This is a genomic window from Streptomyces bobili (assembly GCF_002154575.1).
In the GTDB taxonomy this organism is placed as follows: Bacteria; Actinomycetota; Actinomycetes; order Streptomycetales; family Streptomycetaceae; genus Streptomyces; species Streptomyces bobili.
Window position 1 is genome coordinate 1 of sequence record NZ_MUBA01000089.1, and the last position, 11,536, is coordinate 11,536.

The following is an 11,536-nucleotide window of genomic DNA, read 5'->3' on the forward strand; positions in this document are numbered from 1 at the left end:
ACGCGGGGGTGGCCGGGTGGGGGTCTGTCGCCCTTCTCAGCCCCTGATCAGCGCCAGTACCTCGTCCCTGATCCTTCTCATCGTCGCCTCGTCCCGGGCTTCCGCGTTGAGGCGGAGGAGGGGTTCGGTGTTGGACGGGCGGACGTTGAACCACCAGTCGGGGGTGGTGACGGTGAGGCCGTCCAGTTCGTCGAGGGTGGTGTCGGGGCGGGGCCCGTAGGTGGACTTGATCATCGCGATGCTGGCCGTCTGGTCGTCGACCGTGGAGTTGATCTCGCCGGAGCCCGCGTAGCGGTCGTACTGGGCGACGAGGGCGGAGAGGGGGGTGTCCTGGCCGCCGAGGGACGCGAGGACGTGGAGGGCTGCCAGCATGCCGGTGTCGGCGTTCCAGAAGTCCTTGAAGTAGTAGTGGGCGGAGTGTTCGCCGCCGAAGATCGCGCCGGTGCGGGCCATTTCGGCCTTGATGAAGGAGTGGCCGACGCGGGTGCGGACGGGGCTGCCGCCGTTCTCCCTGACGACCTCGGGGACGGTCCAGGAGGTGATCAGGTTGTGGATCACCGTGCCCTTGCCGTCGTGGCGGGCGAGTTCGCGGGCGGCCACGAGGGCGGTGACCGCGGACGGGGAGACCGGGTCGCCCTGTTCGTCGATCACGAAGCAGCGGTCGGCGTCGCCGTCGAAGGCGATGCCGAGGTCGGCGCCCTCCTCGCGGACCCGCTTCTGGAGGTCGACGAGGTTGGCGGGGTCGAGGGGGTTGGCCTCGTGGTTGGGGAAGGTGCCGTCCAGCTCGAAGTACATGGGGACGACGGTCAGGGGCAGGCCGTCGAAGACGGTGGGGACGGTGTGTCCGCCCATGCCGTTGCCCGCGTCCACGACGACTTTCAGGGGGCGGATGGAGGTCACGTCGACGAGGGAGCGGAGGTAGGCCGCGTAGTCGTTCAACGTGTCCGCCCGTGTGATCGTTCCGGGCTGTGCGGCGGGCTCGGGGCCGGTCGACTCCGACCAGGTCTCCACCAGTTCGCGGATCTGGGTGAGGCCGGTGTCCTGGCCCACCGGGGCGGCGCCCGCGCGGCACAACTTGATGCCGTTGTACTGGGCCGGGTTGTGCGAGGCGGTGAACATCGCGCCGGGCAGGTTCAGCGCGCCCGAGGCGTAGTAGAGCTGGTCCGTGGAGCACAGGCCGATCTCGGTGACGTGTACGCCGCGGGCGGCGGCGCCGCGGGCGAAGGCGCCGGACAGACCGGGGGACGAGGGGCGCATGTCGTGGCCGACGACGATCGCCTCGGCGGCGGTCACCTGGGCGAAGGCGGCCCCGAACAGCTCGGCCAGCGACTCGTCCCACTGATCCGGGACCACCCCGCGTACGTCGTAAGCCTTCACGATCTGAGACAGATCAGCAGCCACGGCCAAACCTTCCTGAAAGTCCTGTCAGTCACCACAAACTACCCGGCGCGACTGACAGGCCGTCGTGGGTCCGTCGAGTCCGACCCAGAGACGTAACGTGCGACGTGACCTCAGGTCAGAGTGGCATTGCCGGGAGCATCGGGTCCGGTTGCGGCCGTCGTGGCGGCGCAGCCGGACCACGCGGCGGGCGAACGGGAGGACCGGGCGGGTCAGTTGTCGGGTGAGCGCAGGACCCGCAGGTGGCCGCGGCGGGCCACCTCCATCGGGTCCGCCCCGCGGCTCGCGCCGCCGGCTCCGGCCGTGCGTCCCTGGGGGCGGGCCGCCTCGCGGACGGCGTTGGCCAGCGCTTCCAGGTCGTCGCCGCTGGGCCGGGCGGGGGCCGAACCGTCGAGGAGCCGGACGACTTCCCAGCCGCGCGGGGCGGTGAGGCGCTCGGAGTGCTCCGCGCAGAGGTCGTAGCAGTGGGGTTCGGCGTAGGTGGCGAGCGGGCCGAGGACGGCGGTCGAATCGGCGTAGACGTACGTCAGCGTCGCGACGGCGGGTCGGCCGCAGGCGGTGCGCGAACAGCGACGTACAGGGCTCACGACGTTGGACGGTACCGCACTCTTGAGCGGGCCGCGACGACTCTCCACCAGGTCACTCCACCGTGTCGTGTTGTGAAACGCCCCACAGGCCACTCCAGTCATACCCCGCTGACCTGCGCGAACACCAGTCCTGGGGGTGAGGAGGGTGACCAGGTCCGGTCATCGATGCGCACAAACACCATCATTTGCCATGAGTTCGGCGGTCTCGTAGAGATACGGAATCGAGCCGGACCTTGGCCGGAATGGTCATCCTGCGACATGCCGGCGACAGGCGGAGCGGAGCGGCCGGGCGGTGTCCGGGCCGCCGCGTGGAGCAGGGCGGCCGGTGGCGGCGGGGACTACGCTTCAGTAGTGATGGACAGCCCCGTACCGCCCCGTGCCGCAGCCCCCGGCCCTCGTCGTCGTGATCGCCACGGACGGGGCATGCGCGGGCCGATCGCGCCCCCTCAGGTACCGCTGGCCGCGAGCCGCGCCGAGGTGTTCGCGGACCTGGTGCAGGACTCCGTGGACCGGCTGGAGCGGCGGTGGCCGCAGCTCGCCGACATGGACTTCCTGGTGCTGGAGGTGCCGCGGCTGGGCGGGGCCGGGGAGCCGTGGAACGACGAGGCGGTTCCGCTCGGCGGCACGATGGCGGCGCGGGACGGGCACCGCGCGCGGGTGGTCGTGTACCGGCGGCCCGTGGAGATCCGCACCAAGGGGCGTGACGAGCGGGCCGCGCTGGTGCACGAGATCGTCGTGGAACAGGTGGCGGAGCTGCTGGGGCTGACTCCAGAGACGGTGGATCCGCGCTACGGGGAGGACTGAGCGCGCCCGGCCCTCCCCCGCCGCCTACTTCTGCAGCACTCTCAGGTCCTCGTCCGCCTCCGGGACGGCCACCGTGCCCCGGTCGTCCGGCAGTGTCTGGACCGTGAAGCCGGGAATGCCGCCGTCCGTCGCCGTCAGGGTCCGGGAGGCGTACACGAGGGTGCCGGCCGTGAGGTTCTCCACGGTCAGGGCGTAGGTGCCCTTGAGGCCCGCCGGGACCGGGAGCCGGACGTCCTGGGTGGTGCCCTGCTTGATCGTGTACGTCTGGGAGGCCGCCGTGCCTCCCCCGGTGCCCGCCGACGCGGTGACCTTGACCTTGGCGGTGCCCGTGGGTGCGGTCAGGGAGAGCGTGGTGTCCTTGGCGCCGTTGCCCGCGACGGACGCGCGCGCGCCGACCTGGGCGGTGGCGGGGATGAACGCCGACTCCTGCTTGTCGCCCTTGCCGCGCACGACGCGTACGGCCGCGACGACCGGCGCCGATCCGTCGGTGGGCGTCAGGACCAGTGAGCCGGCCTCCCCGCGGGTGACGTCACCGAGGTCGACCGCGGTCGTCATGCCTCCCTTGACGTGCAGCGTCTCCTGGCCGGCGGGGGTGATCAGGCCGGTGGGGGCGGCGAGTTGGACCTTGAGGTCGGCGTCGGTGTCGCCGGGCGCGAAGACGACCAGGCGGACCGCGGTGGCGTCCTTGGGGATGCCGGGGACGACCAGGGTGCCCGCCGGGTCGGTGGACGCGGCCAGCCAGTCGCCGCCGAGCTTGTCGTCCAGGGCCTGTACCGCGGCGCCGACGCGGCCGCTGCGGACGTTCACATGGACGGTCAGGTCGTCCTGCTTCTCGCCGGTGAGGGTGGACAGCAGGATCGGCTCGGTGGAGTGCGCCGGGATCGTCAGGCCCTCGCCGACCGTGGTCGCGACGGCGCCGTCCTTGCCGTACAGCTCGATGTCGGCGACGGCCGCGGAGTCGTCGGGGTTGGTGAGGTGGACGTAGTCGGTGCGGTCGGCCGCCGTGCTGACGCCCGGGAACCAGAACTCCGTGTCGGGGGCGGTGCAGGTGACGCCGAGCAGGCCGCGGCCGTTGCCGGCGGTGACCTGGGTGGTCTGCTGGACCGTCCAGCCGGGGGCGAAGCCGCCCTCGGCGGTGCCCACGAGGGCGGGTCCGTCGGCGCCGGAGGTCTCGCCGGTGACGGGTGTGCCGGGCGCCTTGGGGGCCAGGACGGGCTTGGCGGCGGTCTTCTTGTCGTCGTCCGCCTTGTCCGTGTCGGCCTTGTCGGTGTCGGCCTTGTCCGTGTCCGCCTTGTCCGTGTCCGAACCATCCGCGTCCGGCGTGTCCGTGGACTCGCGGGGTGCGGCCTGGAGTTGGGCCGAGCCGTCGCTCCCCGCGCCCTTGGTGACGGGCGTGAACGACGTGTACGTCGTCTCGGCGAGGTCGGAGGCGCTGGGCGCCGGGCAGAGGAGGCCGCTGCGCTCCACGGGCAGGACGGCCGCCGCCTCGGCGGTGTCCGTGCCGGACGCGTCCGGCTCGCTGAGGGAGGCGAAGCCGGTGATGGCGGCCAGGGCGACCGTGCCGGCGATCAGGGACAGGGTGGTGCGGTTCACTGCTGGCTCCCGTCGGGGCGCTCACTGCCGGTGCCGTGGGGGTCCTGCGCCGGGTCGTACGCGGGGTCGTAGCCCTGCTGGTACGCCGACGGGTCGTAACCCTGCTGGTACGCCTGGTCGTAGGCGGCGGTGGCCTCGGGGCGGGCCTCGTAGGCGTACGGGTCGTACTGGCCGGCCTGGTAGGGGTCGTAGGTCTGGGCCTGGTCGTAGCCGCCCGCGGGGTACTGCTGCGGGGTGCCCTGGTACTGCTCGTCACCGTAGGCGCCGTACGGGGCGGGCTGGTGGACCGGTGCCTCCCAGTCGGCGTAGGACGGCTGCTGCGGTACGGCGGCCGGGGTCTCCGGCCGCGGCGGGGCCATGACGGCGCCCTCGTCCTGACCGGGGCCCTCCGACTCGGCCTCGGACTCGGCCTGGGCTCGGAGGCGGCGGGCGCGGCGGCCCTCGCCTTCGAGGGACCCGTCCGGGACGGGCTGCTCCTCGGGGAGGTCGTCGTCGACGTCGCGGCGGCGGCCGGGCAGGGCGAGGACGACCAGAACGAGGGCGAGGAAGCCCTGCGTCCACAGCCAGGCGGTGTGGCCGAACGGGTCGTCGTAGGTGACGTCCAGCCTGCCGCCGGAGGCGGGGAGTTCGAAGCCCTGGGCCCAGCCGTCGACGGTCGTGCGGGTGAGCGGCTTGCCGTCGAGGGTGGCGGTCCAGCCGTCGGCGACGGCGTCGGCCAGGCGCAGGATCCGGCCGTCGGCTCCCTCGGGGACCGTGGTGTGGAGGTCGACGGGGCCGGCGGCGACCGGGGTCGGGGTGCCCTTGCCGTCGGCGGTGACGATCGCCGCGCGGGAGACCTCCTGGTCCACCCGCCACAGGGCGCTGCCGTCCTGCTGGCTCAGCCGGGACAGGCCGGGCGTGGCGTCCAGGACACGGGTGACTTCGCGGGGCGCGCCCTTGTGGACGAGGACGTAGCGCACGGCGAACTTGCCGAGCTGGTCGGCCTGGTCGGCGCCGGAGCCGGCGACCAGGTTGGCGACGACCTTGCCGAGCGTGCCGTTCTGCCCGTCGGCCGCGGCGAGTTCGGCGTCGCCCATGCGGGCGCCGGAGCCGCGGACCAGCATGTAGCCGACGTGGGCGGCGGAGTCGCTGTCCAGGACGAGGGTGCGGGCCTGGTCGCGGGTGTTGCTCTCCTCGGCGACGAAGGCGGGCACCTGCACGGGGTCGCGGCGCTCCAGGGGGCCGTCGGCGCCGCCGAGCATCCAGCCCGCGGCGACGAGGAGGGGGCCGGCGGCCGAGGCGAAGGCGATGAGGGCGGCGACCGGCTGGCGCCAGCCGAAGCTCTGCTCGGCGACACGCGTGCGTGCGCCGTCGGCGCCCATGAGGGCGGCGGCGAGGAGGCCGATGCCGTAGACGAGGGTGGCGGGGCCGGCCCAGGCGGAGCTGTTGGACAGGACGGCGAGGACGAGGCCGACCAGGGCGACCGCCCAGGCCGTCCGGATTCCCCCCTGGCGTTCCGTGCGCAGCAGGGCGGCGAGGGCGGCCAGGACGACGCCGATGAGCATCAGTGCGCTGACCGTGCCGGGGCCGCCGGGGCTGATGCCGAGCAGGTCGGTCGCGGAGGCCGCCGAGGGGCCGTACTCCAGGCCGGCCTCGGTGAAGAAGCCGAGCGGGAGCAGCGACAGGGACCAGGGCGCGAGGATCAGCAGGGGGGTGCCGAGCTGGACCAGGAAGCGCAGGCCGTGGGCGGGGAGGTCGGTGCGGCGCACGGCGAGGACGGCGAGCCCGAGGATCAGCGCGATGGGCCACACGATCGGCGTGAAGGCTGTGGTGATCGTCAGCAGGAGGGCGTACGCCCAGGTGGCGCGCCAGCTGCCCCGCGTGCCGGAGGAGTTGGCGAAGCCTGCGGCGGCGACGGCGGCGCGGGCGATGAGCGGCAGCAGGATCGCCAGGACGGCGGTGCCGATGCGGCCGCCCGCGAGGGCGCCGGTGGCGGCGGGCAGGAAGGCGTAGACGACGGCGCCCCACGCGCGCAGGAGGCTCGATCCGATGAGCGGGCGGGAGGCGAAGTAGGCGGTGAGGCCCGCCAGTGGCACCGAGCAGACCAGCAGGACGGTGACGGCGAGGCCGGTCGAGCCGAACAGCAGGGAGGCGAACAGGGCGACGACCGCGAGGTACGGCGGGGCGGACGGGGTGCCGCCGGCGCCGACCGGGTGCCAGGCGTCCAGGTAGCGCGACCACAGGTCGGAGGCGTCGGCCGGGGCGGGCAGCAGGGCCCCTCCGGCGAGGGCGCCGCCGCCCACGAGGTTGCGGCAGGCGACCAGGGAGACGAGCAGCAGCACCAGGAAGAGCACCGGGCCCGGTTTGCGGGCGATGCGCTTGAGGCGGGCGAACTGTTCGATCTCGAGGAAGTCGGCGTCGTCGCCGCCGGGGCCGGACTCGACGGCGCCGCCGTGCCGGCCGGCTCCGGTCGTGGTCTCGGTGTCGGTGGCTCCGAAGAGGTCTCCGGCGACGTGTTCGACGGTGGCCCGCACGGTCGCGCCGGGTGGCGGGAACAGCGGGCGCAGTTCGTCCTTGTCGATCCGGGAGCCGCCGCGCCGGCGGCGGCCGGCGATGATCCGCTCGGGCCGCAGCAGGGTGCCCAGCAGGCCGCGGATCTCGTCGAGGGCCTGTCCGGGGACCTTGCCGACGAGGTTGGCGACGGTCCGCAGGAGGGTGCCGACGACCAGCCGGAAGAGGATCCAGGGCAGCAGGGCCGTACGGCTGTTGACGAGGAGGGTGTAGACGGCGCCGGCCTTGTCGACCTTGTGGGGCGAGGCCGTGGTGCGGCCCGCGCAGTCGACGGCGCGCCGCTCGCGGGAGGCGGCCTCGGCGTGCCGGACGACGGCGTCGGGGGCGACGAGGACGCGGTGGCCGGCGGCGTGCGCCCGCCAGCACAGGTCGATGTCGTCACGCATGAGGGGCAGGCGTCGGTCGAAGCCGCCGAGTGCGTCGAAGACGTCGCGGCGGACGAGCATGCCTGCGGTGGACACGGCGAGGACGGAGCGCACGTGGTCGTGCTGGCCCTGGTCCTGTTCACGGCGGTCCAGGCCGGTCCAGCGGCGGCCGGAGTGGGCGATGGTGACGCCGACCTCGAGGAGCTGGCGGCGGTCGTACCAGCCGCGGAGCTTGGGTCCGACGACGGCGACGTCGTCCCGCCCGAGCTGGGCTTCGTTGTCCACCACGCGCAGCAGTTCGGCGAGGGCCTCGGGCTCGGGCGCGCAGTCGTCGTGCAGGAGCCACAGCCACTGGACGGGTTCGCCGTGCGGAAGGTCGGGCAGGTCGTAGGCGTCGTCGCGCCAGGCGCGTGTGACGGGGTCCCAGCCGCTCGGGCGCTTCAGGTACGGCAGCTCGTCGGGGGTGAGGAGCGGGGCGGTGCGGTTGGCCTCCTCGACGGCCTGGCCGAAGCCGGTGCGCCGGGCGAGGTGCAGGACGCGGTCGGCGCCGAGGGCGTCGGTGACCAGCTGGGCCGAGTCGTCCGCGCTGCCGGTGTCGGCGGCCATGACGGACTGGACGGGACGCTCCTGGCCGAGCAGGGCGGCGAGCGCGTCGGGCAGCCAGCGGGCACCGTCATGGGAGACGAGGACCGCGGTCACCACGTGGCGCGGGAACTCAGGAGTGGCAGCGTCGCGTTGACCTGCCGTTTGGTGCACGGACATCGAGGTACGGGCCCCGGTTCGGTGGACTGCGGTGGACGCCTGCGCCGCGTGGGGGCGGCGGGGTGTCTCGGACGAGCGCCCACACTATCGGCTGGGCACGACGACGGCCCGCCGCCTGTGGATAACCCACGTGCGACGGGCCGTTCGAAGCCTCGGGCGAGGCCGTCCTCACACGGCCGCCTTCTTGAGCCGGCGGCGCTCCCGCTCGGACAGGCCGCCCCAGATGCCGAATCTCTCGTCGTTGGCGAGGGCGTACTCGAGGCATTCGGAGCGGACCTCGCACGCGAGGCAGACCTTCTTGGCCTCTCGGGTGGAGCCGCCCTTCTCGGGGAAGAAGGACTCGGGGTCGGTCTGGGCGCACAGTGCGCGCTCCTGCCAGCCGAGTTCCTCGTCCGCGTCGTCGACGTCGACCAGCAGTTGCTGCACCAGCTCGGTCATGTGCGCCCCTCGCTCTGTCTTTCGCGTCCCCGTGACGTGGCCGTTACCGATGTCGGCTGAACGACACGAGTGAAATTACAAGTGTGCGGCTCCGGGCGAGTCAAGCCGAGATCTGCTATTGGGCCCCTTATTCACTCTGCGGAACCAAGGTCGTGCAGTAAGTGTTCAAATCGGCCTAAACCTTGACAAGCAGATAAGGCCCCGGAGGACCCCCGCCCCACACAGCGCCTGTGCGGGGAAAGACGACCTGGGAAGCGATCTCGTTCCGACACGCGCCCGGAAGCGAACCGGATCACATGTGGATCACGGGATCGCGACGGGTTTGCGCGCCCGGCTTGTGCGCCATGTGTCCCGGTGGGGGCATGGACAAACCTTTCGCCTCACAGATGAACCTGATGAGGTGAACCCGTCTCGCACGGCGGCCACCGAGTTGACACCGCGGGTGTGAACCGCTGTCCTTGTGGGCATGCTCGCGAACTTGGCACTCACCTCGACCCGCACCGCCGGGTCCCACGGTGCTGCCCGCGCTCGCTGTAGCTGTTGTCGCTGTTCCAGCTGTTGAGCCTTCCTCTCCGCTCCGGCTGCTCCTGAGTCCGACCGCGACTCGGCTGCCTGTTTCCCCGCCCGCACCAGGGCGCCCCTCCCGCCCGTGATCCGGGCGGACGGTACGTGACACAGCCCCCCACCTCTTCTTCCGCCGAGGAACACCGCATCCCATGAACAGCGACAGCGACCTGCAGATCGCCGGCGACATCCTCGAAGTCCTCCACCTCCTCCAGGCCCCCCGCGAGCACCCGGCCACCGTCGCCGAGTTCGCCGGCCTGGCCCGTTCCGTCGCCGCCGACCGCTCCCGGTGGGAGCACCTCGTCCGGTTCGACGCGACCACCCGCTGGTACCACCGGCTGCGCACGGGCCCCGGCTACGAGGTGTGGCTGCTGTCCTGGCTGCCCGGACAGGGCAGCGGGCTCCACGACCACGGCCGCTCCTCCGGTGTGCTGACCCTCCTGGAGGGCACGCTGACCGAGCGCACCGCGCGCGGCACGCGCGCGTTGACGCCGGGCGCGCAGCACGTGTTCGCCCCGGGGTACGCGCACGAGGTCGTCAACGACGCGCTGGAGCCGGCCGTCAGCCTGCACGTGTACTTCCCGGGCCTGACCGAGATGCCGATGCACACGGCGCCGCACTGCCAGGGGCGTGCCGTCCGCGTCTGACCGTGTGACGGGCTGTCGTACCCGCCTGCAAGACTTGGCGCATGCGCATTGTGGTTCTGGCAGGCGGCATCGGTGGTGCCCGGTTCCTGCGTGGTCTGAAGCGGGCCGCGCCGGACGCGGACATCACGGTCATCGGCAACACCGGGGACGACATCCACCTCTTCGGGCTGAAGGTCTGCCCGGACCTCGACACGGTGATGTACACGCTCGGCGGCGGCATCAACGAGGAGCAGGGCTGGGGGCGGACCGACGAGACGTTCCATCTCAAGGAGGAGCTCGCGGCGTACGGCGTGGGGCCGGAGTGGTTCGGGCTGGGCGACCGGGACTTCGCGACGCACATCGTGCGGACGCAGATGATCGGTGCCGGGTATCCGCTCAGCGCGGTCACCGAGGCGCTGTGCGACCGGTGGAAGCCGGGCGTCCGGCTGATCCCGATGAGTGACGACCGGGTCGAGACGCATGTCGCCGTCGAGGTGGACGGCGAGCGCAAGGCCGTCCACTTCCAGGAGTACTGGGTGCGGCTGCGGGCCTCCGTGCCGGCCGAGGCGATCGTGCCCGTCGGCGCCGAGCAGGCCAAGCCCGCGCCCGGGGTGCTGGAGGCGATCGCGGAGGCGGACGTCGTCCTCTTCCCGCCGTCGAACCCGGTCGTGTCCATCGGCACGATCCTCGCCGTGCCCGGCATCCGGGAGGCGATCGCGGAGGCCGGGGTACCGGTGGTGGGCCTCTCCCCCATCGTCGGTGACGCGCCCGTGCGCGGGATGGCCGACAAGGTGCTCGCGGCGGTCGGCGTGGAGTCGACGGCCGCGGCGGTCGCCGAGCACTACGGCTCGGGGCTGCTGGACGGCTGGCTCGTGGACACCGTCGACGCCGGCTGCGTGGAGCGGGTGGAGGCCGCCGGGATCCGCTGCCGGGCGGTCCCGCTGATGATGACGGACGTCGACGCGAGCGCGCGGATGGCCCGCGAGGCGCTGGCGCTGGCCGAGGAGGTGCGCGCCGCGTGAGCACGGAGACCGGTTACCGGGTCTGGGCCCTGGACGGGCTGCCCGAGGTGCGGGCCGGGGACGACCTCGCCAAGCTGATCGCCGCCGCCGAGCCGGGACTCGCCGACGGGGACGTCCTGCTGGTGACCTCGAAGATCGTGTCCAAGGCGGAGGGCCGCGTCGTCCGGGCGGACGACCGGGAGGACGCGATCGACGCGGAGACCGTCCGCGTGGTGGCCCGGCGCGGCGCGCTGCGGATCGTCGAGAACCGGCAGGGCCTGGTCATGGCCGCTGCCGGCGTCGACGCCTCCAACACCGCGTCGGGGACCGTGCTGCTGCTGCCCGAGGACCCGGATGCCTCCGCGCGCGCGATCCGTTCCGGGCTGCGCGACAGCCTCGGCGTGGACGTCGGGGTCCTCGTGACCGACACCTTCGGGCGGCCCTGGCGCGCGGGACTCACCGATGTGGCCATCGGCGCCGCGGGCGTACGCGTGCTGGACGACCTGCGGGGCGGCACGGACACGCACGGCAATCCGCTCAGTGCCACCGTCGTCGCGACGGCGGACGAGCTGGCAGCCGCGGGCGACCTGGTGAAGGGCAAGACCTCCGGGCTGCCCGTGGCGGTGGTGCGGGGTCTGCCCCAGGTCGTGGCCGAGGGCGACGGGGAGGGTGCCCGCGCGATGGTGCGCGGGGCGCGCGACGACATGTTCCGGCTGGGGACGTCCGAGGCGGTACGGCTGGCGGTCACCCAGCGGCGGACCGTCCGGTCGTTCACCGACGAGCCGGTCGATCCGGGCGCGGTCACGGCCGCGGCCACCGCCCGCCGCACCGCGCCCGGATCGACCGGC

General features: G+C 73.1%; 9 protein-coding genes. 4 read left to right on the forward strand and 5 right to left on the reverse strand.

Annotated features, from left to right (window positions below):
* Positions 1-36 precede the first annotated feature (36 nt).
* Entirely contained in the window at positions 37-1,401 is a 1,365-nt protein-coding gene (locus tag BZL64_RS08515) for a phosphomannomutase/phosphoglucomutase (protein WP_086767698.1), read from the reverse strand.
* Positions 1,402-1,610: 209 nt separating this feature from the next.
* A complete protein-coding gene (locus BZL64_RS08520; protein ID WP_086767700.1) occupies positions 1,611-2,033 on the reverse strand; it encodes a DUF3499 domain-containing protein in 423 nt (140 codons plus the stop codon).
* 306 nt (positions 2,034-2,339) lie between these two features.
* On the opposite strand from BZL64_RS08520, the gene BZL64_RS08525 reads away from it, so the two are divergent.
* Positions 2,340-2,789 (forward strand): metallopeptidase family protein, encoded by a 450-nt coding sequence (locus BZL64_RS08525; RefSeq protein WP_086767702.1) that lies wholly within the window; start codon positions 2,340-2,342, stop codon positions 2,787-2,789.
* 24 nt (positions 2,790-2,813) lie between these two features.
* On the opposite strand, the gene BZL64_RS08530 is transcribed toward BZL64_RS08525, so the two are convergent.
* The 3 genes from BZL64_RS08530 to BZL64_RS08540 form a co-directional block, all read right to left on the reverse strand.
* Positions 2,814-4,382, reverse strand: a complete 1,569-nt coding sequence (locus BZL64_RS08530; protein ID WP_086767704.1) for a DUF5719 family protein — start codon at positions 4,380-4,382, stop codon at positions 2,814-2,816.
* Positions 4,379-8,059 carry a glycosyltransferase family 2 protein gene (locus BZL64_RS08535; protein ID WP_086767706.1) on the reverse strand — a complete coding sequence of 1,227 codons (3,681 nt, stop codon included), beginning with the start codon at positions 8,057-8,059 and terminating at the stop codon, positions 4,379-4,381. Before BZL64_RS08535 ends, BZL64_RS08530 begins: the two co-directional genes overlap by 4 nt.
* A 168-nt stretch (positions 8,060-8,227) precedes the next feature.
* On the reverse strand, positions 8,228-8,497 hold the full coding sequence (locus BZL64_RS08540) for a WhiB family transcriptional regulator (protein WP_020128551.1): 270 nt from the start codon (positions 8,495-8,497) through the stop codon (positions 8,228-8,230).
* A gap of 716 nt (positions 8,498-9,213) precedes the next feature.
* On the opposite strand from BZL64_RS08540, the gene BZL64_RS08550 reads away from it, so the two are divergent.
* From BZL64_RS08550 to BZL64_RS08560, 3 genes are all read left to right on the forward strand, one after another.
* Positions 9,214-9,708 (forward strand): cysteine dioxygenase, encoded by a 495-nt coding sequence (locus tag BZL64_RS08550; protein ID WP_086767708.1) that lies wholly within the window; start codon positions 9,214-9,216, stop codon positions 9,706-9,708.
* 41 nt (positions 9,709-9,749) lie between these two features.
* Positions 9,750-10,709, forward strand: coding sequence for a 2-phospho-L-lactate transferase (gene cofD, locus BZL64_RS08555; RefSeq protein WP_086767710.1), 960 nt, complete (start codon positions 9,750-9,752; stop codon positions 10,707-10,709).
* The coding region (locus BZL64_RS08560) for a coenzyme F420-0:L-glutamate ligase (protein WP_086767712.1) at positions 10,706-11,536 on the forward strand (831 nt) is incomplete at its 3' end. The genes cofD and BZL64_RS08560, both read left to right, overlap by 4 nt.

Excerpts from the sequence above, each read along its gene's own strand:
- BZL64_RS08525 (WP_086767702.1), top strand. The coding sequence starts at position 2,340 with ATGGACAGCCCCGTACCGCCCCGTGCCGCAGCCCCCGGCCCTCGTCGT.
- BZL64_RS08535 (WP_086767706.1), bottom strand. The coding sequence starts at position 8,059 with ATGTCCGTGCACCAAACGGCAGGTCAACGCGACGCTGCCACTCCTGAG.
- BZL64_RS08540 (WP_020128551.1), bottom strand. The coding sequence starts at position 8,497 with ATGACCGAGCTGGTGCAGCAACTGCTGGTCGACGTCGACGACGCGGAC.
- BZL64_RS08550 (WP_086767708.1), top strand. The coding sequence starts at position 9,214 with ATGAACAGCGACAGCGACCTGCAGATCGCCGGCGACATCCTCGAAGTC.
- cofD (WP_086767710.1), top strand. The coding sequence starts at position 9,750 with ATGCGCATTGTGGTTCTGGCAGGCGGCATCGGTGGTGCCCGGTTCCTG.